Origin of the sequence: Kocuria varians (genome assembly GCF_006539885.1) — a bacterium.
Classification (GTDB): Bacteria; Actinomycetota; Actinomycetes; order Actinomycetales; family Micrococcaceae; genus Kocuria; species Kocuria varians.
Genome location: NZ_BJNW01000020.1, coordinates 37,023 through 59,724 on the forward strand (window position 1 = coordinate 37,023; position 22,702 = coordinate 59,724).

Annotated in this window: 14 protein-coding genes and 3 tRNA genes; 8 read left to right on the top strand and 9 right to left on the bottom strand. The window is 72.4% G+C overall.

The features are described 5' to 3' along the window. The first annotated feature begins 167 nt into the window (after positions 1-167). A tRNA-Ser gene (locus KVA01_RS10620) sits at positions 168-255 on the top strand. A 124-nt stretch (positions 256-379) separates the two neighbouring features. Here the strand turns inward: KVA01_RS10620 and KVA01_RS10625 are convergent. The 3 genes from KVA01_RS10625 to KVA01_RS10635 form a co-directional block, all read right to left on the bottom strand. Next, positions 380-2,083: a phospho-sugar mutase gene (locus KVA01_RS10625; RefSeq protein WP_068470476.1), complete on the bottom strand. Its 1,704-nt coding sequence runs from the start codon at positions 2,081-2,083 to the stop codon at positions 380-382. After that, entirely contained in the window at positions 2,083-2,739 is a 657-nt protein-coding gene (gene deoC, locus KVA01_RS10630; RefSeq protein ID WP_068470524.1) for a deoxyribose-phosphate aldolase, read from the bottom strand. The genes KVA01_RS10625 and deoC overlap by 1 nt, the downstream gene beginning before the upstream one ends. A 139-nt stretch (positions 2,740-2,878) precedes the next feature. Continuing rightward, complete coding sequence (locus KVA01_RS10635; RefSeq protein WP_141270206.1) at positions 2,879-4,174, bottom strand: thymidine phosphorylase; 1,296 nt, start codon at positions 4,172-4,174, stop codon at positions 2,879-2,881. Positions 4,175-4,345: 171 nt separating this feature from the next. On the opposite strand from KVA01_RS10635, the gene KVA01_RS10640 reads away from it, so the two are divergent. Together KVA01_RS10640 and KVA01_RS10645 are read left to right on the top strand one after the other, a co-directional pair. After that, complete coding sequence (locus KVA01_RS10640) at positions 4,346-5,563, top strand: NupC/NupG family nucleoside CNT transporter (protein WP_141270208.1); 1,218 nt, start codon at positions 4,346-4,348, stop codon at positions 5,561-5,563. A gap of 124 nt (positions 5,564-5,687) precedes the next feature. Beyond that, entirely contained in the window at positions 5,688-6,644 is a 957-nt protein-coding gene (locus tag KVA01_RS10645) for a sugar-binding transcriptional regulator (protein WP_068470471.1), read from the top strand. A 37-nt stretch (positions 6,645-6,681) separates the two neighbouring features. On the opposite strand, the gene KVA01_RS10650 is transcribed toward KVA01_RS10645, so the two are convergent. Next, entirely contained in the window at positions 6,682-8,679 is a 1,998-nt protein-coding gene (locus KVA01_RS10650) for an FAD/NAD(P)-binding protein (protein WP_141270210.1), read from the bottom strand. 164 nt (positions 8,680-8,843) lie between these two features. Between KVA01_RS10650 and KVA01_RS10655 the strand changes: the two genes are divergently transcribed. After that, on the top strand, positions 8,844-10,334 hold the full coding sequence (locus KVA01_RS10655; protein ID WP_141270212.1) for an MDR family MFS transporter: 1,491 nt from the start codon (positions 8,844-8,846) through the stop codon (positions 10,332-10,334). A 29-nt stretch (positions 10,335-10,363) separates the two neighbouring features. On the opposite strand, the gene KVA01_RS10660 is transcribed toward KVA01_RS10655, so the two are convergent. Together KVA01_RS10660 and KVA01_RS10665 are read right to left on the bottom strand one after the other, a co-directional pair. Continuing rightward, positions 10,364-12,334, bottom strand: coding sequence for a S8 family serine peptidase (locus tag KVA01_RS10660; protein ID WP_141270214.1), 1,971 nt, complete (start codon positions 12,332-12,334; stop codon positions 10,364-10,366). 232 nt (positions 12,335-12,566) lie between these two features. Continuing rightward, a tRNA-Ser gene (locus tag KVA01_RS10665) sits at positions 12,567-12,656 on the bottom strand. Between the two features lie 182 nt (positions 12,657-12,838). Here KVA01_RS10665 and KVA01_RS10670 point away from each other — a divergent pair. Together KVA01_RS10670 and KVA01_RS10675 are read left to right on the top strand one after the other, a co-directional pair. Further along, positions 12,839-13,960, top strand: coding sequence for a glycosyltransferase (locus KVA01_RS10670; protein WP_141270216.1), 1,122 nt, complete (start codon positions 12,839-12,841; stop codon positions 13,958-13,960). A 10-nt stretch (positions 13,961-13,970) separates the two neighbouring features. Next, positions 13,971-15,473 (top strand): lipopolysaccharide biosynthesis protein, encoded by a 1,503-nt coding sequence (locus KVA01_RS10675; protein ID WP_233438853.1) that lies wholly within the window; start codon positions 13,971-13,973, stop codon positions 15,471-15,473. Between the two features lie 118 nt (positions 15,474-15,591). Here KVA01_RS10675 and KVA01_RS10680 read toward each other — a convergent pair whose 3' ends face one another. The 3 genes from KVA01_RS10680 to KVA01_RS10690 form a co-directional block, all read right to left on the bottom strand. Then, on the bottom strand, positions 15,592-16,728 hold the full coding sequence (locus KVA01_RS10680) for a glycosyltransferase family 2 protein (protein WP_233438854.1): 1,137 nt from the start codon (positions 16,726-16,728) through the stop codon (positions 15,592-15,594). Positions 16,729-16,778: 50 nt separating this feature from the next. Next, positions 16,779-18,935, bottom strand: a complete 2,157-nt coding sequence (locus KVA01_RS10685; RefSeq protein WP_141270219.1) for a RecQ family ATP-dependent DNA helicase — start codon at positions 18,933-18,935, stop codon at positions 16,779-16,781. Positions 18,936-19,614: 679 nt separating this feature from the next. After that, positions 19,615-19,690 (bottom strand) — tRNA-Lys (locus KVA01_RS10690). Between the two features lie 307 nt (positions 19,691-19,997). On the opposite strand from KVA01_RS10690, the gene glsA reads away from it, so the two are divergent. Further along, on the top strand, positions 19,998-21,839 hold the full coding sequence (gene glsA / locus KVA01_RS10695) for a glutaminase A (RefSeq protein ID WP_141270221.1): 1,842 nt from the start codon (positions 19,998-20,000) through the stop codon (positions 21,837-21,839). A 53-nt stretch (positions 21,840-21,892) separates the two neighbouring features. Then, entirely contained in the window at positions 21,893-22,513 is a 621-nt protein-coding gene (locus tag KVA01_RS10700) for a hypothetical protein (RefSeq protein WP_068467251.1), read from the top strand. The last annotated feature ends 189 nt before the right edge of the window (positions 22,514-22,702 follow it).

The window sequence follows — 22,702 nt, forward strand, 5'->3', positions numbered from 1 at the left end:
CACCAGGGGCCGACGCCGCTGTTCCCTCTCCGCGGACAGGTCCGCCGTGTGGCCACGCCGCCCCAGCGGCGTCGTCGCCCGGCCCGCCCACCGCGTTCGCACGCCGGGCGCGCGGCGTGGAATAATGACGACTCGTCCCCGCGAGCCCTGGGCCCGCCGCGGACGGAGGAAGGTTGTCCGAGCGGCCTAAGGAGCTGGTCTTGAAAACCAGTGTGCGGTAACCCCGTACCAAGGGTTCAAATCCCTTACCTTCCGCGAAAAGGAAAGCCCCTGCCACCTGGCGCACCAGATGACAGGGGCTTTCTCGTGCGGTTTCCGCGCTCCGTGAGCGCTCCCGGGCCGCGTTCCCGCCCGGGCCGAGACCACGGGAGCCGCGGGCTCAGAACCCCAGGATCTCCCGGAGCTCCGCGCTGATCCGCTCGAGCCGCTCGGCGGCCTCAGCCCGCGGCACGTCCGCGCCCTCGGACACGGGCAGCACGACCTCCAGGTAGCACTTGAGCTTGGGCTCGGTGCCGGAGGGACGCACGATCACACGGTCGTCCGCCTCGGTGCGCACCAGGATGCCCTCGGTGGGCAGCATCTCGGGGCCACCCTCGGCGAGGTCCACGAACTCCGCGACCGGCGAGCCCGCGAGTTCCGCGGGCGGGTTCTCCCGCAGCCGCGTCATGCCGCGGCCGATGAGCGAGAGGTCCGAGACCCGGAACGTGAGCGGCGCGGTGGCGTAGAGGCCGTGCAGCCGGGCGAGCCGGTCCAGCTCGTCCTGCACGGTGGCCCCGCGCTCCTTCAGCCCCGCCACGAGGGACGCGACCCGCACGGCGGTGGAGACGCCGTCCTTGTCGCGCACGGCAGCGGGGTCGGTGCAGTAGCCGATGGCCTCCTCGTAGCCGAAGCGCAGGCCGGGGGTGCGGGCGATCCACTTGAACCCGGTCAGGGTCTGGCGGAAGGAGAGCCCGTGGTGCTCCGCGATCCGCCCCAGCAGCCGGCCCGAGACGATCGAGCACGCGAGGGTGTCCCCCGCGCGGTCGGAATCGGACGCGGCGTCCTCGCCGAGCAGCGCACCGAGCTCGTCACCGCTCAGCCGCCGCCAGTCCACGGCGGGATCGCCGCTGCCCGCGCCGGTGGGGATCGCCACGGCGCAGCGGTCCGCGTCCGGGTCCAGGGCGATCGCCACGTCCGCGCCCTCCCGGGCCGCGAGCGCGGTGAGCAGGTCCATGGCCCCCGGCTCCTCCGGATTCGGGAAGGCCACGGTGGGGAAGTCGGGATCGGGATCGGCCTGCTCCGCCACCACGGAGACGCGCGAGAACCCGGCGTCCTCCAGCACCCGCAGCGCGGTGCCGAGCCCCACGCCGTGCATGGGAGTCAGGGCGATGGACAGTTCGGACGGCGTCCCGGCGTCCGCACGCAGCGAGGCCGCGTGCCGCACGTAGCCGGTGACCAGGGCGTCGTCGACGGCGCCCACCGCCGCCGGGGTGCGCGGCACCTCGTCCGCGGGCGGGGCTGCGGCGATGCGCTCGGCGATCCGGGCGTCGTCCGGCGGCACGATCTGGACACCGCGCTCGTCGTCCCCGGAGACGGCCCGGCCGCCCAGGTAGACCTTGTACCCGTTGTCCGCGGGCGGGTTGTGGGAGGCGGTGACCATCACACCGGCGTCCGCGCCCAGCTCGCGCACGGCGTACGCGACGAGGGGCGTGGGCAGCTGCGCGGGCAGGCGCAGCGTGCGGCACCCGGCCGCGGCGAAGACGGCCGCGGCGTCCGCGGCGAAGTCCTCGGAACCGTGGCGGGCGTCGCAGCCCACCACCACGAGCGGCTCGGCACCCACGCGGTCCACGAGGAACGAGGCCAGCCCGGCGCTCGCGCGGATCACGACGGCCCGGTTCATGCGGGACTCCCCCGCCCCCACGGCCGCGCGCAGTCCGGCGGTGCCGAACACGAGCGGGCCGGTGAAGCGAGAGGCGAGCTCCGCCAGCGCGGTCTCGTCCCCGGAGCGCGCGGGCTCCAGCAGGGAGGTGAGCTCCTCACGGGCGGCGGGATCGGGATCGTGCTCGATCCACCGCTGGACGCGTTCAAGCAGGTCCGCGCTCATCACGACTCCATCCCGTCGAGGACGCCACGAGTCCCGGAGAGGCCGAGGCGCGTGGCCCCGGCCTCGACCATGGCGAGCGCTGCCTCGGTGCTGCGGATGCCACCGGAGGCCTTCACGCCCAGGCGCCCGCCCACGGTCTCCGCCATCAGGCGCACGGCCTCGACGCTCGCGCCGCCCGCGGGGTGGAAGCCCGTGGAAGTCTTCACGAAGTCCGCTCCGGCGGCCTCCGCGGCCTGGCACGCGGCGACGATCTGCTCGTCCGTGAGCGCCGCGGACTCGATGATGACCTTGAGCACGACCGGTTCGGGGCACACGGCGCGCACGGCCGCGATGTCCTCGCGGACGCCGTCCCAGTCACCGGCCGCGGCGAGGCCCAGGTTGATGACCATGTCCACCTCGTCCGCGCCGCTGGCCACGGACACCGCGGCCTCCGCGGCCTTCACCTGGGAGGTGTGGGCGCCGGATGGGAAGCCGCACACGGTGGCGAGCTTGACCCCCTCGGGCAGCTCGACGTCCAGCATGGAGGGCGAGACGCAGATGGAGTAGGCGCCGAGTTCGGCGGCCTCCCGGGCGAGGGCCGCCACCTGCTCGGCAGTGGCCTCGGGCTTGAGCAGGGTGTGGTCGACGATTCCGGCCAGTTCTTCTCGGGTGGTCATGCGGTTCTCCTTCGGTAGTTCATGGATCGCGGCGCGGGGCCACGGGATCGCGCGGCGCTCACGGTTCTCGCGGTTCGTGCGGGGCGGGGTGCCGTGGTCCGGGCCGCTGCCCGGCGCCGCCACGGCACCCGCGGTGAACTCAGGCGATGCGGTCGATGACGACGTCCGCGCGGGCACCGGTGCCCTCCGGGGCGTCCGGGTCGATGGTCGCGCCGCCGGCGAGGGACTCCAGAGCGCGGTCGAAACGCTCCGGGGTGTCCGTGTGGAGGGTGAACAGCTTCTGCCCCTTGCTGATGCGCTCACCGGGCACCGCGTGGATCTCCACACCGGCACCCGCCTGCACGGGGTCGCCCTGCCGGGCGCGCCCGGCACCCAGCCGCCACGAGGCCACACCCACGGACATCGCGTCCATCTCGGTGAGGACGCCCTCGGTCTCCGCCAGCACGTCCTGCGTGTGCTTGGCCCTCGGCAGCGGGGCCTCGGGATCTCCACCCTGCGCGGCGACCATCTGCTTCCAGGAGTCCATGGCGCGGCCGTCCTTCAGCGCGGTCTCGACGTCCGCGTCCTTCACGCCGGCCGCGGCGAGCATCTCCTGCGCGAGGGCCACGGTCAGGCGGACGACGTCGCTCGGTCCGCCGCCCGCGAGCACCTCCACCGACTCGCGCACCTCCAGGGCGTTGCCCACGGTGCGGCCCAGCGGACGGGACATGTCCGTGAGCAGGGCGACGGTGTCCACGCCGTGGTCCTTGCCCAGGTCCACCATGGTGCGCGCGAGCTCGCGGGCGTCCTGCTCGGACTTCATGAACGCCCCGGGACCGGTCTTGACGTCCAGCACGAGGGCGCCGGTGCCCTCCGCGATCTTCTTGGACATGATCGAGGAGGCGATCAGTGGAATGCACTCGACCGTGGAGGTGGTGTCCCGCAGGGCGTAGAGTTTCTTGTCCGCCGGGGCCAGACCGCTGCCGGCCGCGCAGATCACGGCACCCACGGTGTCCAGGATCTCCATCATCCGCTCGTTGGACAGGTCCGCCCGCCAGCCGGGGATGGCCTCCATCTTGTCGAGCGTGCCGCCCGTGTGGCCCAGGCCGCGGCCCGAGAGCTGCGGGACGGCCACGCCGAAGCTCGCGACGAGCGGAGCCAGGGGAAGCGTGATCTTGTCGCCCACGCCACCGGTCGAGTGCTTGTCCGCCGTGGGCCGGGAGAGGGCCTTGAAGTTCATGCGCTCGCCGGAGTCGATCATGGCCTGCGTCCAGCGGGAGATCTCCTCGCGGTCCATGCCGTTGAGGAAGATGGCCATGGCCAGGGCGGACATCTGCTCGTCCGCCACGACCCCGCGAGTGTAGGCGTCGATCACCCAGTCGATGGCCTCCGGGGACAGTTTCTCCCCGTCCCTCTTCATCCGGATGACGTCCACGGCGTCGAAGGTCTCGACCATCGTTCCCACTCCTTCGTGTAGATGCGGTGCAGCGCGCCGGCTGGGTGCTCCCGCGACACGCCTCACCAACAATCCTAGGCGGGGGTTCGGAAAATCTGTCAACTATAGTTTTGACAAATGTGCTTGTCCGGCACCGGCGCCGGGCACCTCTCAAGGAAAGCTGGGGTCAGCGTGGACCGTTTCCAGGGCCTGGTGGGGATCTTCCTCATCCTGGGCATCATCGTTCTTCTCTCCCGCCACCGCAGCGCCATCAAGTGGCGCACGCTCGCGGTGGGTCTTGCCCTGCAGATCGGGGTGGCGCTGCTCATTCTCAAGTGGGGACCGGGCTTCGAGGCCCTGAAATGGTTCTCGGACCTGGTCCAGGGACTGATCGGCTTCACCAACGAGGGCACCAAGTTCGTCTTCGGCGGGCTCATGGACGAGAAGAACGGCTTCGTCTTCGCGCTCAACGTGCTGCCCGTGATCATCTTCCTGGGCGCCCTCATCAGTGCGCTCTACTACCTGCGGATCATCCAGGTCTTCGTGCACGTTCTGGGCACGGTGCTCAACAAGATCATGGGCACCTCCAAGATCGAGTCCGTGTTCGCGTCCACCGTGATCTTCCTGGGGCAGAGCGAGGCGCCCCTGATGATCAAGCCGTACCTCAGCAAGCTCACGCGCTCCGAGCTGTTCGCGTGCATGACCGGTGGCTTCGCCGCGGCCGCGGGCTCCACCCTGGTGGGCTACTCCCTGCTGGGCGCTCCCCTGCCGTACCTGCTGGCCGCCTCCGTGATGAACGCTCCCGGCTCCCTCCTGGTGGCCAAGGCGCTGATGCCGGAGACCGAGAAGTCCGAGGCCTCCATCAACGTCCTGAAGGTCCGGGACACCGAGTCCAAGAACCTGATCGACGCGATCGGCACCGGCGCGCTGAACGGTGGCCGGATCGCCGCGATCGTGGGCTGCCTGCTGATCGCCTTCATCGCGCTGATCGCCCTGGGCTCCTCCGTGCTGGGCTGGGTCGGCTCGCTGTTCGGCTTCGAGGGCTGGTCCCTGGAGGGCCTGTTCGGCATCATCTTCTCGCCGCTCGCGTGGGCGATCGGTGTGCCGTGGCAGGACACCGCCCAGGTGGGCAACTTCATCGGCCAGAAGACCATCCTCAACGAGTTCGTGGGCTACACCTCCTTCGGCCCGGCGATCCCCTCCATGGATCCCCAGTCCGTGCTGATCACCACGTTCGCCCTGGCCGGTTTCGCGAACCTCTCCTCGATCGCCATCCAAATCGGATCCTTCGGCGGTCTCGCCCCGGACCGCCGCGGGGACGTGGCCAAGATGGGCATGTTCGCGCTGCTGGGCGGGTTCCTCACGAACATGCTCAACGCCGCGCTCGTCGGCGTGATCATGGGGCTGTGATGCCGGCGGCCCGCGCCGCGCACCACGGCACCGCCCGCAACGGTGCCGCGCGGGAGAACGCGCCGAGCGGCGTCGTCGTGCGCAGGACAGCAGGACTCCGGGCCCACGCCGCCAGCGGTGCCGCGTGGAGCTGAGCCCGCGGGACGCGCAGGCGATCGAGGCCGCCCGGCTGCACTACCAGCGCGGGCTCTCGCAGACGGACGTCGCCCGGCAGCTGTCCCTGTCCCGCCCCACGGTGTCCAAGCTGATCCAGCACGCGAAGGACCGCGGGTTCGTGAGCATCGAGATCCACGACCCGCGCGCCGTGTCCTCGGACGTGGGGCGGGAGCTGTGCGTGCGCTTCGGGCTCGCCCAGGCCCGGGTGGTCGCCACCGCGGACACCGAGGACGAGCTGCTCCACGAGCTCGGCGGCATGGGCGCCCAGGTGCTCGAGGAGAACGTGGCGGACGGGGACCTCGTGGGCATCACGTGGGGGCGCACCATGCGCGCGCTCGCCCAGGCGCTCACGCCGCAACCGCGCACGGGCGTGCACATGGTGCAGCTCAAGGGCGGCAGCAGCCTGGCCTCCCCGGTCGCGGGGCACCACGAGACTGTGCGGCTGCTGTGCGCCGCCTTCGACGCCTACCCCCACACCCTGCCGCTGCCGGTGCTCTTCGACAGTCCCGAGGTCAAGCGGCTCGTGGAGCAGGACCGGCACCTCAAGTACGTACTGGACCTGGGGCGCAGCGCCCGCACCGCCGTGTTCACGGTGGGCCCCGCGGGCCGCGACGCACCCCTGATCACGCGCGACTACCTCACAGTCGAGGAGCGGGAGGCGGTGGCGGAGCTCGCGGTGGGGGACCTCTGCTCGCACTTCATCACCGCGGACGGCCGCCCCGCCGTGCCCACCCTCGACGCGCGCACGGTGGCGCTGCCGCTGGAGGCGCTGCGGGAGAAGGAGCTGCGCCTCTGCGTGGCCGGCGGGGCGCCCAAGGTCCCCGCGCTGCGGGCCGCGCTGCGCTCGGGATACGTCTCGCACCTGGTCACGGACGAGCGCACCGCACGCGCCGTCCTGGCCGAGCCCCGGGGGACGACGCCGTAGCGCCGGGTCCGCGCCGACGCCGCCGCCGTGGGCGCGCTCAGTCCCTGGCGGCGGGACCCGCGAGGACGTCCCGCGCGATCTGGTCCGCGTCCGCGAGCGTCCGGGCACCCAGGTGGGCCGGAGCCTCGGCCTCCGCGGCAATCGCCACGCCCCACTGCACCGAGGACAGCTGCAGTCCGATCACGTAGATGCCCGGCTCCGCGGTGTCCTTCGCCCCCACGGCGCGGTACACGAACCCGGGGGCCGCGGCGTCGTCCTGCGTGCCACGGGCCCGCTCGGCGCGGACGTCCAGGCCCGTGCTCGTCTCCGGGGTCGCGCCGTCGCGGGTCTCCATGAGCTTGGCGCGCACGAGGCCGCGCTCGTGCATGTGGGTGAGCAGCGGGGAGATGTTGCGGTGGACGTCGTTGGTCGGGGACATGGCCTCGATCAGCCAGCGCGAGCGCACCGGTGCCGCCTCGACCCACGGCGACGCCGCCACGAAGCAGCCCTGCGTGCGGTCCACGACGAAGCGTGGCTCCGGGCCCAGGAAACGGACCACGCCCGCGCGGGTCAGGGCCGCGAGCTGCTGGATCCGCAGCACGGGCGGACCCGAGGCGAGCCCCTCCACGAGCGGCTCGAACTTCCGCCGCAGCTCGTGCACCCAGGACGAGTCCGAGATCCCGATCTCCGCGAGCACGCACTTGAGCACCGTGCGCGCGGCGTTCAGCGAGGCGATGGCCATCTTCGTGGGGTCGTCCTCCCCGCGCAGCGAGCCGTGGACGTCCCGGTCCAGGTGGTGCACGACCGCCGCCGCGTACTCGTCGTGGCTCGCGAAGCTGACGTCCGCGAACGGACGCGCCAGCCGGGCCTGCTGCAGCTGCTGCCCGGGCACCACGGACTCGGAGATCAGGGCGTCGATCCGCCGCGACCAGTTGGGCTCGTGCGGGTCCGTGAGGATCGCGTCCAGGCGGCGCAGGAACTCGCGCGGGTCCACGGTGAACGCCGCCGGTGTGGTGCGGGCGAGAACCGCGTAGTAGTTCCAGTTCACGTCCTTGCGGATCAGCGGCCACAGCTGCCGCTCGAAGGACAGGGGGGTCCCCGCCTCCGCCAGCTCCCGGGCGGCGTCGAGCGTGAAGAACCGCGTGTCCAGGGAGCTCGCGTAGTAGCCGGCGAGCGCGGGCTTCGCGCGGTAGGGCGTGCCGCGGCGCGAGCCGGCGACGATCACAGGTTCGCGGCCGCAGGGGTGGTAGACCAGCCGCTCGGGGTTGTCGGGGGCCGGGCTGAACGTGCCGCCGCGGCCCTCCGTGAGCTGGGCGAGTGCGTCGCAGAAGTTCAGGCCCATGCCGCGCACGAGCACGGTCTCACCGGCGGGGACCTCGGACCAGAAGGCGTCCGCGGGCACGGTGGGCGGCCAGTAGGTCAGCCCGTGCTCCGCGGCACCGTCCACGCGGTCCTTCTGCGAGGGGCGCAGGTGGGCGTCCAGATGGCCGAGCGCGAGCACCACGGCGTCCGCGGGCAGCACCAGCCCACCGGCGAGCTCCACGGCGTAGCGGTGCCGGCCGTCCGTGCGGACCCAGGCATCCACGGCCTCGCCGCGGTGCACGGTCAGCTCCGTGCTCGCGGGAAGGTTCTGCCGCAGGGTCGCGAACACCCACTCGAGGTAGCGGCCGTAGACCGCCCGCGGCGGGAAGCCCTGCGGCGTGAGGCCCTCCAGTGCCGCCGACTGCTCCGGCGTCAACGGCGTGGCGGGGGTGATCCGGCCGTCGACGACGCCGCGGCGCCACCGCTCGAAGCTCATCCCCCGCAGCGGGGCGGGCGAGGGCACGTCCAGCACACCCTGCCCGGGCAGCACGGTGGGAAACAGGGACGGGGTGTTCATGAGGAACAGCTCGGACTGGTCCGTACGCCACACGTGTCCCGGCCCGGGAGGAAAGGGGTCCACGAGGTCGATGTGCACGCGCGCCCCGCTGTGCGCCGAGTGCGCCGCGAGCCGTTCCACGACCGACAGACCCCGGGGGCCCGCCCCCACCACCACGACACGCTGCTGAATGACCATGGTTCCCAGGATATCGAGGCGGGCCGCACCAGCAGTGCGGCCACCGCGGCGTCGCCCCGTCCGCCGTGCCGGAGCGTGTCATCGCCGACCGCTAGTCTGTAGCGGGCCCGGAACCGCAGGGCCCCTCCACCCGGGCCACCGCCCCCGACGCTGGGAACTCCTCCATGCCCTCTGCCTCCCCGGCCGACTCCCGCCCGCAGGCCGCCGCCGGAGCCACCGCGACCATCGCGGTGCTGCTCGTGGCCGCCTTCGTGGTCATCCTCAACGAGACCGTGCTCAACGTGGCGCTGCCGCACATCATGTCCGACATGCACGTGAGCGCCACGACCGTCCAGTGGGTCACCACGTCCTTCATGCTGACCATGGCCGTGGTCATCCCCACCACCGGGTTCCTGCTGCAGCGCTTCAGCACCCGCACGGTCTTCGCGCTCGCCATGGGCAGCTTCTCCCTGGGGACGCTCATGGCGGCGCTGACGCCGAGCTTCGGGGTGCTGATCGCGGCCCGCGTGGTGCAGGCGTTCGGCTCCGCGATCATGCTGCCGCTGCTCATGACGACCATCCTGATGCTCGTGCCCAAGGAACGGCGCGGCGTGGTCATGGGCAACGTGTCCATCGTGATCTCGGTGGCCCCGGCGCTCGGGCCCACGCTCTCCGGCGTGATCCTGGCGCACTTCCCGTGGCGCACCATCTTCTGGTTCGTCCTGCCCATCTCCCTGCTGGCCCTGGTGATCGGGCTCGTGCGGCTCAAGGACGTGAGCGAGCGCGGCACGCTGAAGCTGGACCTGCTCTCCGTGGCGCTGTCCGTGGTGGGCTTCGGCTCGCTCGTGCAGGGGCTCTCCGCCGTGGGTTCCGCCGGTTCCGCCGGCACCGGGGAGGGCAGCTGGCTCTCCTCGACCGCCGGCGGAGTCACCGTGCTGACCCTGGGCGTGGTGCTCGTGGCCCTGTTCGTCTGGCGCCAGCTCACGCTGCAGAAGCGCGACGAGCCCTTCCTGGACATGCGCACGTTCCGCTACCGGGACTTCACCGTGTCCGTGGCGGTGCTCGCCCTGGGCATGATGACGCTGTTCGGCGGGGTCATCGTGCTGCCCCTCTACCTGCAGACCGGCCGCGGCCTGGACACTCTCGAGACCGGACTGATCCTGCTGCCCGGCGGTCTGGTGATGGGACTGCTCGGTCCGCTGGTGGGCCGTCTCTTCGACGCGTGGGGTCCCCGCCCGCTGGCCGCGCCCGGTGCCGCCGTGCTGGTCCTGGTGATGCTCGGCTTCTCCCGGCTGCAGACGGACACCCCCGTGTGGTGGATCGTGACCCTGCAGATCGCGATGTCCGTGGGGCTCGCGTTCATCTTCACCCCGGCCTTCACCGCGGGCCTGAACCCGCTGCCGCCGCACCTGTACTCGCACGGCTCGGCCACGCTGTCCACGCTGCAGCAGGTGGCCGGCGGCGCGGGCACGGCCCTGCTCGTGGGCGTCCTGCAGGCCGGCACCGTGGTCACCACCGCCGCGGACGGCAGCACCGTCACGGACTCCATCCCGGGCGTGCACGCGGCGTTCGTGACGGCCGCGGCGATCGCCGTGGTGGTGCTGGTGCTCACCTTCTTCATGCGCCGCGGCGAGCCCACGGAGCTGTCCCACGCGGAGGCCGACGCCGCCGCGTGAGCCCCGCGGCGGCGTCGCCGTCGTCCGGACTAGCCCAGGGTGGTGCGCACAACCTTGCCCGTGGCCCGGGTCCACGTGTACTGGGTCAGGACCCCCGTTGCGGGGTTCCGGAAGCGCTGGTAGGCGCCCGTGGCCGTGAGCACCTCGGGGATGGTCGGGTAGCCGGCCCCGTTCTCGAAGCCGTCACGCGCCCACTGCTTCCCGATCCCCGAGCTCTCCCCGACCGGCTGCGCCCCGGTCCTCGCGCTCCAGATGATCTTGGTGGTGCTGCTCGCGCCGGGGCGCACGAAGTTCTGGTAGGCACCGCCCGTCGCGGTGGGCTGCTCGTCCTTGGTGGGCAGCCCGAACCGCGCGGCACCGCCCAGCTGCGCGAAGCGCGCCCCGATCCCGGTCCGGGTGTCCACGCGGTGGGCACCCGTCTCGTGCGACCACCAGATCTGGGTGGTCCGGCCGTTCTTCACGAACGTCTGCACCACGCCGCCCACACCGGTGGCCAGCTCGTGCGTGGTCGGGGTGCCGAGGGCCGCCGCCCCGCCGTGGCTCGCGTAGTAGGTGGCGATGGCCCCCCGCACCGTGGGCTTGGCGCGGGCCACCGCCCGGGTCGCGGCCACGGCATTGACCTTGCGGTACCCGCTCACGGTGGACCCCGTGGAGCGCAGCGTGGAACGGATGGCCTCGACCCCGAGGTCCGGGTTGCGCTCCTTCATCAGGGCGATCACTCCGGCCACGTGCGGTGCCGCCATCGACGTCCCGGTGAGGTCGCCGTAGCTCGCCCTGCCGATCGAGTACGTTCCCGTGTTCACCGTGGACCAGATGGGAGAGCTCACGTCCCCGCCCGGGGCCACGACGTCCACCATGGGACCCCAGTTGGAGTAGCCGGTGAGCTGCTGGCGGTAGGTGGTGGCACCCACCACGACGGCGCCCGGGCAGTTCGCCGGCGACGCCAGGTTCGCGCTCTTCGCGGCGTTGCCAGCGGCGACCACGAGCGGGACGTTGATCGCGTGCATCCGGTCGACCGCCTTCTGCATCACCGCCGGGCAGGACCCGGCGTCCCAGGCCTCGGAGAGGTTGACGACCTTCGCGGGGGTCATGTTGCGGGGCACCCCGGGGATCGCGATGCCCGCGGACCACATCACGCCGTCCGCGATGTCCGAGACGTAGCCGCGGCCGTCCGCGCCCAGCACCCGCGCGTGCTGGAGGCGGGCGTCCGGGGCGACCCCGGCCACCCCCTGACGGTTGTTCGTGCTCGCGGCCGCAATGCCCGCCACGTGGGAGCCGTGCCACCAGGAGGGGCGGCCCGGGCTCCAGTCCCCCTCGTCCCGGGGGTTGGAGTCGCGCCCGTTGCCGTCGCGCGAGTGGTAGGTGTCCGAGAGGAAGTCGTAGCCCTGCACCGTCTTGGCGTTGAGGTCCGGGTGGTCGCTCTGGCCGGTGTCCGCGATGCCGATCACCACGCCCTGCCCGGTGGCCTCCTTCCACGCCGAGGGGATCCCGATGTCGCGCGGACCCCACTGGTAGCTCCAGTAGCGGTCGTTCGGGGTCGAGGCCGGGGTGGCCGCGAGCGCGTTCACCACGATCTGGTCCGGCTCCGCGTCCTCCACCGCGGGATCGGACTCGATGGTCTCGACCACCTTCTGCTGCTCCGCGGTGCTCAGCATGTCGTCGGACTCCACGACGTCCTCGCCGTTGCCGGTGGTGCGGACGATGTCCGGGTCCTCCATCTCGGTCCTGCGCTCCGCCGTGGCGAGGACCGCGGCCTTGCGCTCCTGGGAGACGTCGTCCTTGAAGGTCACGACGATCCGGTCCGTCTCGGCCAGCACACGACCCTCCCCCGCGGAGCCGCGTCCCAGCGACGCGGTGCCGCCCTCGGTGACGGGCTGCACCTGGGCGGTCTGGTCGGAGGCGGCCCCTTCCGGTGGTGCGGCAACGGCCGGTGCCGCCGTGGCCACGAGTGCCACTGCGAGTCCCGCGGTGAGCCATGCCTGGGTGTTGAGGTGTCGCATGCGTGTCGCTCCCGTCTCGGCACGAACCCTGCACACGGCGTGACCGGGGCGGCACGAGGGGGGCGGTGCTGCTCCGGAGTGTATCCATACACATCCATGTACCAGTGCAAACGCGGGTTGATGTCCGAGTGTGACGGGGCGCACCCCCGCGAGTCCCGCACGGCCACGGTCAAGACCCATGGACACGACGAACGCCGCCCGTGTGGCCACGGACGGCGTTCGTCTGGTGCTGCGGAGACGGGGGGATTTGAACCCCCGGCCCGGGGTTAATCCGAGCCCTTCATTAGCAGTGAAGTCCATTCGGCCGCTCTGGCACGTCTCCACGTGTCCTGCGACGCGCCCACCCCGGAGGATGGGGCCCATCACAAAACAACGGGTGCCATCGTATCGGCCCCGTGCACGCGGGGTCAAAGCGGAGGGGTGCGCGACGCCGCGCGCCGCACCGTGGTAATCATGGACCGTGGGCACCCCGCCCCACTCCCACCGCCCGAAAGGCCCCTTCCCGTGCGATCACTCGTCGTCACCGCCTGGTTCCCCGACGCGCAGACCCCCAGCCGGACCCCGTTCGTGGTGGAGCACTGCTGGGCGCTGCAGGAGGCGGGGCACGACGTCGCCGTCGTCCACATCACGATCGGGCGCGCCTCGGCGCCCACCACCCAGGAGACCTACCAGGGCATCCCGGTCACCCGGGTGGCCCTCGACGTCGCCGACCCCCGCAGCTACGCCACGGTGGAACGCGTGGTCGCACGGGGCCTGCGCGGCGCGCAGATCCTGCACACCATGGCCTTCTCCGCGGTGCTGTTCGCGGCCCTGCCCTGGCTGGGCCGCAGGCTGCCGTGGGTGCACACCGAGCACTGGAACGGCGTGGTGAACCCGGCGAGCGTGGGTCCCGTGTGGGAGCGCGTCGCCTGGCTGCGGCACGCGCTGCGGCTGCCCCACGCCGTGACCGGGGTGACCGGGGAGCTGTGCCGGGAGATGGCCCGCTTCTCGCGCCCCGGGGCCACCCATATGGTCCCCTGCGTGGTGGAGAACCCGGACCCCGCCCGGGACTTCCCCGCCGCGCCCCCGGTGCGGCTCGTGGGCGTGGGCGCGCTGATCGACCGCAAACGGCCGGTGCTCGCCCTGGAGACCGTGGCGGAGCTGGTGCGCCGCGGGATGGACGTGCACTACACGCTCATCGGCAAGGGCCCCCTCATGGAGACGCTGAGGGAGACGGCACGGAACCTGGGGATCGAGGACCGCGTGGAGCTCACGGGCCCGATCCCCCCGGCCGAGGTGGCCGAGCGACTCTCCCGGGCGCACCTCTTCTTCCTGCCGAGCGCGCAGGAGAACTTCTTCACCGCAGTTGCAGAGGCCATCGCGGCGGGCCGACCCGCCGCGGTGCCGCTGAGCGGCGGTTTCGACGACTACTGCACCCCAGAGAACTCCGTGCTCACGAGCAGCTGGGACGTTCCCGTGCTCGCGGACGCCGTGGAGACCGCGTGGGAGCGCTTCCGCCACGCCTCCCCCGCGAGCATCGCGCAGACGGTGCGCCCCCTGTTCTCCCGGGCCGAGGTCGGGGCCCAGTTCTCCCGGATCTACCGTGCTGTGTCGCGCACCGCGGACCGGGGCACCCCGAGTCGATAAACTCCAGGGCGTGACGAATGCCCCCGCTCCCAGCAGATCCTCCGGCAGGTGGCGGGGCATCCTCTTCCCGCCGCCCAACCACGAGAACAGGGACAACCCGCTCGGCTCCTCGTTCGCACTGACCGTGATCGCGGTCTTCGTCCAGGGGCTCTCCCGCTTCGGGTACAGCCTGCTCGTGGGCAACATGCTGGGCAGCGAGATCCTGGGTCGCGTCAACCTGGCGATCTCCCTGGCGCTGTTCCTGGTGCTGCTGTGGCCCCAGGCCTCCGGCAACGCCGCGTCCAAGTTCATCGCGATGGCCCGCGGCCAGCAGCACCGGCAGGAGCAGCTGTCCGTAGCGGTCTACGCCTCGCGCACCGCCGCGCTCGCCTCCGTGGTGCTGGCGGTCGCGGCCGTGGTGATCGCCACGTACTTCCTGCGCCTGCCCGTGAGCTACGCGCTCTCCGCCGGGCTGCTCGTGATCGCGCTGTCCGCGTACAACTTCGTGCGCGGCGTGCGCACCGGCAACAACCAGTTCGTGACCACCGCCGTCTGGGACTGCATCAGCTCCGGGATCACCCTCACGCTGCTGCTGCTCGTCCTGCTGGGCGGCTTCACGCCACTGCTGCTGCTGCCCCTGAGCATCGGCTACCTCTGCTACGCGATCCCCGGCTGGCCGCGGCGCTCGGGCGGGCCGCTGCCCGCGCACCTGAAGCGGCAGATCAACTCGTTCACCGCGTGGGCCGCCGTCAACATCATCACGGCGTCGGGGCTGCTGCAGCTGTCCATGATGCTCGGCAAGCACTACGACGCCCCCACCGCCGTGGGCCAGTACTCGGCGGCCGTGAGCATCGCGACCCCGGCGAGCATGCTGTCCTCCTCGATGCTCGTGGCCCTCGCCCCGGCCGTGGCCCGCATGTTCACCGCCGGTGACATGACGGGGATGAAGCGCCAGCTGGACTCGATCCTGCGGGTCATGGTGCTCGTGTTCCTGCCGGTCTTCGGCGTGGGCATCCTGTGGGCGCGCCCGGTGATCCACCTGCTCTACAACGCCCGGGCTCAGGAGTTCGAGGGCGCCGTGCCCCTGCTGATCGTGCTCTTCTTCGCGGTCTCGGCCACGAGCTTCAACGCCTCCAACTCACGTCTCAACGGCGGGGAGAGCTGGGGGGTGCGCGCCCTGGCGGCGTGCAACGCGCTGGGCCTGGTGCTGGGCGTGGTCACGGTGCTGTGGTGGGGTCCGAGCCTCGGCATCATGTCCGCGGCCGTGGGCTACCTGGTGGGGTGCCTCGTGAGCTCGGTGGGGCCGCTGGTCATCGTGTGGATCCACGACCGCATGCACTGGGCCGGGCTGATGACCCGCGTGGGTCTGGGCTACCTCCTGATCCTGGCGGCACTGTGGCTCGTGCTCGCCCGCCCCGGGATCGGCACCACGGTGCTCGCGACCGCGGGCTTCCTGGTGGCGTGGTGCGCGATCTCGTGGCGGGACCTCGCGCCGCGGGTGGGCATGGTGCTGCGCAGGCTGCGGCGCGCCTGAGCTACCGCACGTCTGCACCACCGCCCGCGTGGACCACCGCGCGTCTGGGCCACCGCCCGCCGGAGCCGCCTCGCACCCGGGCCGCCTGGCGCCCGGTACTTGCCGCTTGCCGCCAGTGTCAACGACGACGACGGAGCCCCGCGAGTCCCGCGCGGTACCTCACGATCTGCACCGCACCGGCCGCGGCGATGCGCAGGGGCGCCTGCCGCGCGAGCGCCCAGCGCAGGTCCTGCGTGAGCAGGGCCGCAGGAGTGGCGAACCGGCGCCGTGCGGCGAGGGCCGCGAGCAGCTCCGCCTGGTCCGCGCCCTCGTGCAGCAGCCGCCCGACGTGCCCGTCCGCACGGGAGAGCTGCTCGGCCACGTGGGGGGCGAAGCCCACGAGCTCGTCCCACACCGCGGCCGCACCGCGGGCCCGCTCCGGCCCCCACTCGCCCGAACGCACGGCATGGTCCAGGGCGGGGAAGAAGTTCACGCGGATGTACTTGAGCACGTAGGAGGTCCGGAACGTCGTGGAGACCGCCCCGAACCACGGCTCGTGGACCAGGTCGAGGAGCGCGGCGACCTCATCCCGCAGGGGCAGCGGCTGCCGCGAGACCCTGACGTCCGCGTCCGTGTGCATGACGCACCCCGGGGTTCCCGGCGCGAAGTCGATGCGCCGACCCCCCGTGTACAGCGCCACGATGAAGGCCTGGTCCTCACCGGTGCGGACGTTCTCGTCGAACCGGGCCCCCACCTCGCGAGCGGCGCTGGTGCGCGCGAGCCCGAACGCCGAGCTGCGGTAGCCCAGACGGTCCTTGACCGCGTCCAGCCGCGCGGAGCGGAAGGGTCGGGTGACGGGGGTGATGTCCACGCGGTCGCCCTCGTGGTGCTGGAACGGGATCACGAGGTCGCTGCCGCGCCGCTGCGCGATGCCGAGCCAACGGGTCACGGCGCCCGGGTCGAGGGTGTCGTCGCTGTCCAGGAAACTGACGTAGCGCGCCGTGGTGCGCCGCAGGGCCTCGTTGCGCGGCACGGCGGCGGTGGCGCCCCGGTCCTCGGACTCGATCACGTGCACGACGTCGCGGTACTCGGGGCTCAGCATGTCCCGCACCTGTGCCTCGGTGAGGTGGTGGCCCACCACCGTCACACGGCACTGTCCCGGCCCCGCACCGCGGCACGCGAGCAGCGCGGAGGACACGGCCCGTTCCAGGGGACGGGTGGTGGAGTGGACCGGGATAACGATGTCCACGAGCGGGAGATCCGAGTGTTCGACCATGCGGTCAGGATAGGACACGCCCCTGGCTCCCACCCGGTCCCGGAGCAGACTCAGCCCTGGGAGGCCAGGACGAACGGCAGCACGGCCTCCGCCCCGGCGCGCCTGAGCTCACGGGCGGCCACCGTGAGGCTCCACCGGCTGTCCACGAGGTCGTCCACGAGCAGCACGCTCGCCCGCGGAGCGGCCGCGAGCTGCTCGGCGAGCTCCGGCGGGACGGTGAAGCGGTCCCAGACCTCCGCCAGCCTGTAGGCGCTGTTGCCGCCGTGGGACCCACGGGGGACGTCCGGGTTCAGCCCGAGCGCGCCCCAGTACGGGAGGTGCCCCGCGGCGGCGAGTCCGCGTGCGAGGGAGTCCACGAGGCGCGGGCGGGACAGGGACGGCATGGCGACGACCGCGGTGGGCCGCTGCTGCCAGTCCCACTGCGCGAGCACGGAGACGCTCGCCCTCCCGAGGTCCGCGGTGACCTCCGAGTCCAGCGGCTCGCCGTTCTCCCCGGCCCGGAAGACCTCCCGCAGCCGCTGGCCCCAGCCGAGGTCCGTGAGGCGGGCGAGCGCCCGGCCGCGCTCCGCCCGTTCCCCCTCCGGGATCTTCCCCTTGAGCGGCAGCCCCAGCCGGTCCATGCCGGTGGGCCACTGCGCGCGGGGTTCCAGGGGCACGCCCGCCCGGTGCAGGGCCGCGTTCGCGGCGTCCGAGGCCTGCGCGTCCACGTCCGTGGGGTACCAGGGTCCCGCGCAGACGTCGCACCGGCCGCAGGGCTCTCCGGTGGGGTCGTCCAGCTGGCGGGTGAGGAACTGCATGCGGCACTCGTCCGTGACCTGGTAGTCGAGCATGGCCTGCTGCTCGGCCTCGCGGGCCCTGCGGACGCGGTCGTAGCGGGCGGCGTCGTAGGTCCAGGGCCGGCCGGTGCTCTGCCAGCCGCCGGCCACCCGCTCCACGGCACCGTCCACCGCGAGGACCTTGAGCAGAAGCTCGAGCGGCGAGCGCTTGATGTTGACCCGCGGCTCCAGCGCCGCCACGGACAGCGGGCCACCGTGCTCGGCGAGGGCCCGCAGCACGGCGGACGCCTTCTCCTCCGTGGGCATGGACGCGGTGGCGAAGTACTGCCAGATGTCCCTGTCCTCCCCACCGGGCAGCAGCAGGACGTCCGCGTTGTCGGTGGCACGCCCGGCACGCCCCACCTGCTGGTAGTAGGCCACGGGCGAGGACGGCGCACCCAGGTGCACCACGAACCCCAGGTCCGGCTTGTCGAAGCCCATGCCGAGCGCGGAGGTGGCGACGAGCGCCTTGACCCGGTTCTCCTTCAGCGCGGCCTCGAGCTCCTCGCGGTCCGCGGCGTCCGTGCGCCCGGTGTAGGCGGCGACGGCGTGCCCGGCGTCCGAGAGCGCCTGCGCGGTGTCCTCTGCCGCGCCGATGGTGAGCGCGTAGATGATGCCGCTGCCCGGCAGCTCCTCCAGGTGCTCGAGCAGCCACGCGAGGCGCGCCGCCGTGGACGGCAGCCGCAGCACGCCCAGCCGCAGGGACGCGCGGGACAGCGGTCCCCGCAGGGTGAAGACGTCCCCGCCGTAGCCCGATCCGACGCCCAGCTGCTCGCGGACGTCCTCGATCACGCGCTCGTTGGCGGTGGCCGTGGTGGCCAGGACGGCCACGGAATCCGGCAGCTCCGCGAGCAGGTCCTTGATCCGCCGGTAGTCCGGGCGGAAGTCGTGGCCCCAGTCCGAGATGCAGTGGGCCTCGTCCACGACCAGCAGACCCAGCCGGGAAACCAGCTGCGGCAGCTGCTCGTCCCGGAAGCGCGGGTTGTTCAGGCGTTCCGGGGAGACGAGCAGGACGTCCAGCTCGCCGCGGTCCAGCGCCGCACTGATCTGCGCCCACTCCGTGGGATTGGCGGAGGAGATGGCGGCCGCGCGCACCCCGGCACGACCGGCGGCGGCAACCTGGTCACGCATCAGTGCCAGCAGCGGGGAGATGATCAGGGTGGGCCCGTAGCCCTGGGCGCGCATGAGCAGCGCGGAGAGGAAGTAGACCGCGGACTTGCCCCAGCCGGTGCGCTGCACCACGAGCGCCCGCCTGTGGTCCTGCACGAGCGCCGAGATGGCCTCGAACTGCCCCGGGTGGAAGTCCGCCGCCGGGTTGCCCGTGAGCTCCGTGAGGTGCTGCTGCGCGCTGTGCCGCAGCGTTGAGGTGGTCTGGTCCGCCGTCTCGGTCATGGGAGCAGTCTCCCAGCGGGCTCGGACACGCATAAGCGGTGCGGGGCACCCGTGGAGAGGGGCTGCCGTGCAGCCGGAGGAGAGGCCGCCGCGGCGTCGAGCCCTGTGGCGGGGGTCGGGACCGTGATGCGTCCGCTGCACCCGGGCCCATTCCCCCGAAGGGGCCGTGGGGTGCAGCGGACGCACACGCCGGTCTCCCGGCGCGGATCAGATCCGCTCGGAGCACACGCCCCCCGGCGTGGGCTCCGTTCCAACGCTCCACGGGAGCGACCCGAGCACATCACGCCCCCCAGCGTGTGTCGTGCTCACGTCGACAGTGGTGCGTGCGGCCCGTATTCCCCCCGGTCATGGCCGCCGCTCCACTCGTGTTCCCGTGGTGCGATGACTTCATGCTGACACGCGGTTCCGCGGATTTCCACCAGCCACGGAGCCGCTGTCCACCCATCACAATTCTGTGGACAAGTCCCTGCCGACCCATATTCACGCATGTCAGAAGCGTTTTTTGTGTCCTCGCGGGATTCCGGCCCGGCAGGGGGCCCGGGGCGGCGTACCGCAAAATGGGGACAGACCGAACGACCGGTAACAACCGGGAGACGCGCTTCACACCCCTCCGGAGCCGCGGCGCGCGCCCCGGGTACGACGACGCCCCGCCCCCGGAGAGGTCCGGGAACGGGGCGGGTGGTGCGCCCTGTGGGGCTCGAACCCACGACCCATGGATTAAAAGTCCACTGCTCTACCAACTGAGCTAAAGGCGCACGCCCGACGTCGCGGCACACCGCGGTCGGGCACGGCCACTCTACCGCAGGGTCGGGGAGGTGCCCCGCAGGACTCCCGCGGCGGCGTCGACGCCGCCGGTCCCCACCCGGGGACCGGCACGACCACGCGGGCCCACCGCCCGCGGCCGAGGCCCCCACGGGCCGCCAGTCCCCGCGGCGTCGTCGTCCGTCCCCTCGCCCGGGCCGCGCCGCCGGTGTGGGACACTGGAGGGCGGGCACCGCAGCGCCACCGCGTGCGCGCCGGTCCCGCCCCGCACCCCGCCGTCCCGACCCCCAGGAGTGATCCGTGAGCACCGTTCCCATGACCAAGCTGGGCCCCTCGCCCGTCACGGAGTACCTGCGCCGCGTCGTGGCGGACCTGCGCGAGGTGGAGGGCGGCGCCGTCAACACCTCGATCCCGGAGCTTGCGAACGCGGACCCCTCGACCGTGGGCATCGCCGTGGCCACCGTGGACGGCGCGCTGTACCAGGCCGGTGACACCAAGCAGGAGTTCAGCATCCAGTCCATCTCCAAGGCCTTCACGTATGCGCAGGCGCTGACGGACCGCGGTGTGGAGGGTGTCTTGGAGAAGATCGACGTGGAGCCCAGCGGGGACGCCTTCAACGAGATATCCCTGCAGCCGGACACCGGACGTCCCTCCAACCCCATGATCAACGCCGGGGCCATCGCGTCCACCTCGCTGGTGCGCAACACGTCCCACGGCTCGCGCATGGAGCGCATCCTGCGGCTGTACTCGCGCTGCGCCGGCCGGCAGCTGCGGATCAACAAGACCGTGCAGACACAGGAGCGCCGGGCCGGGCACCGCAACCGCGCCCTGGGCTGGCTGCTGACCTCCCGGGGGATCATCGAGGGCGATCCCACGGGCGCCCTGGAAGACTACTTCAGCCAGTGCGCGGTGATGCTCAACTGCGTGGACCTGGCCCGGATGGGTGCCACGCTCGCCGCGGGCGGCAGGAACCCGGTGACCGGGGAGCGTGTGCTGGAGCCCCCGGTGGTCTCGGACGTCCTGTCCGTGATGAGCACGTGCGGCATGTACGACGACGCCGGGCGCTGGGCGCTGCGCGTGGGTCTGCCCGCGAAGTCGGGTGTGAGCGGCGGCGTCGTCGCTGTGCTGCCCGGCCAGCTCGCGGTGGCGGTGTTCTCCCCGCCGCTGGACCGGCACGGAAACTCGGTGCGCGGCGTGGCGGCGTGCGAGCGGCTCACCAAGGACCTGGACCTGCACTTCGCGCGCACCGAGCGCAACGGACACTCCACCGTGCGCGCCGAGTACACCCTCGCGGAGGCGCCGTCCCTCGTGCGTCGCAACGAGGCCGCCACGGAGGTCCTCGAGGAGCACGGTAAGGACGCACGGATCATCGAGCTGCAGGGGGACCTGCGCTTCGCGGGTGCGGAGACCGCCGTCCGCACGGTGCGGGAGGCCGCACGGCAGTCCCGCTACGTGCTCGTGGACATCCGCCAGGTGGTCGACATGGCTCGGTTCGTGATCCCCATGCTCGGTCGCGCGGCGGAGCAGGTGGAGAACACGGGCCACCACGTGGTGCTGATCGCGGAGAAGGGCAACGAGCACGCCGGGCAGCTGGAGCACTCCATGCCGGTGTTCACCACGCGCGCCGAGGCCCTCACCTGGGCTGAGGACCGGATCCTCGAGGAGTTCGGCGGAGGCGAGTGCACTCCGGACAAGGTGGCCTCCACCCGCTCCGAGCTGCTGAGCACCATGGACGAGGAGGACGTCCGCCGCATCCGCGCGCACACCGAGCCCGTGTCGTGGGACGCCGGCGCCACCGTGCTACGCGCCGGCCAGAAGTTCAACGGCGTGTTCATGGTGACCTCGGGGCGTGTGGAGGTCTCCCGCCGCTCCCCGCAGGGCGACCGGGTGGAGCTGGAGATCATCGGCCCGGGAATGAGCTTCGGCGAGATCGCCATGGGCACCGGGCTGCGTTACCTGGTGAGCTTCACGGCCCTGTCGGACGTCACCGCCCAGCGGCTGTCCCCGGAGGCCATCGCGCAGATCGAGGAGGAGGACCCGCGCCTCGCCATGCGCTGGTGGCGCGCGGTGAGCCAGCAGGCGATGCTGCGCATCGAGGAGCGCTGGCGCCAGCGCGCCGGGGAGACCTTCACCGCGGACTGAGCCGTGATCCCCACCATGCCGGGGCTCGGGGACCCGGGCGTACACTCGGGCGCATGTCCGAACGCCGAGACCACCACTCACCCGTGAAGTTCTCCCCGGAGAAGTTCGAGGCCCACGAGGGCGGGACCGATCCCGCGCGGGTCTCCGAGGCCGCCCACCTGGCGGCTCAGGCCCTCGTCTCCCGCGGCCGGGAGTCGGAGGACGCCGCGGTCCGCGAGCGCCTCGTGCGCCTCACGGACGACCAGGGGCTCGAGGGGATCGCCGAGATGTGGTCCGAGGCCCCGGCGGTCTCGCTGCCCGGTGCGCTGTGGCGGCTGTACGCCCTGCGGGCCGCGGCGCGCAACGACCCGGACCGCATGGGCCGCTGGTTCGCCGCGGGACGCCACACCGCCCAGGTCTCCCACGTGGTGGCCGGGGTGGCGGACCCGCCGGGCGCGCAGGAGGTCTGCGAGGTCGCGGACACCATCCTCTCGGGGGCCTTCGAGGGAGAGTTCGACGTCGCCCTGGAGCGTTTCGCGGCGTTCGCCCGGGTGGTCGCCACCGGCCAGGAGCACACGCTGGACGTCCCCGGGCTCAGCGTGCGGAACCCGTGGGAGCGGATCCCCCGGCTGATCCGCACCGCCGAGGCCCTGGAGGCTTCCGCCCGGGCATGGCGGGACGGCTCGCTGGAGTAGTTCTCCCGCGGCGGACCCGGGACCCCCGGTTGAGTTCACCCCCGGGGCCGGGTCTACGATGGGTGGCAGGTGTCGGGCTGCGGCAGCCCCGGGCTCCATCATGTAGCCGCTTCGAGCGGCCTTCCGCCGAGAGGCGCTCCCGGTCCGGCACCGCCTACCCCCCCCCCCCCCCCCCCCCCCCCCCCCCCC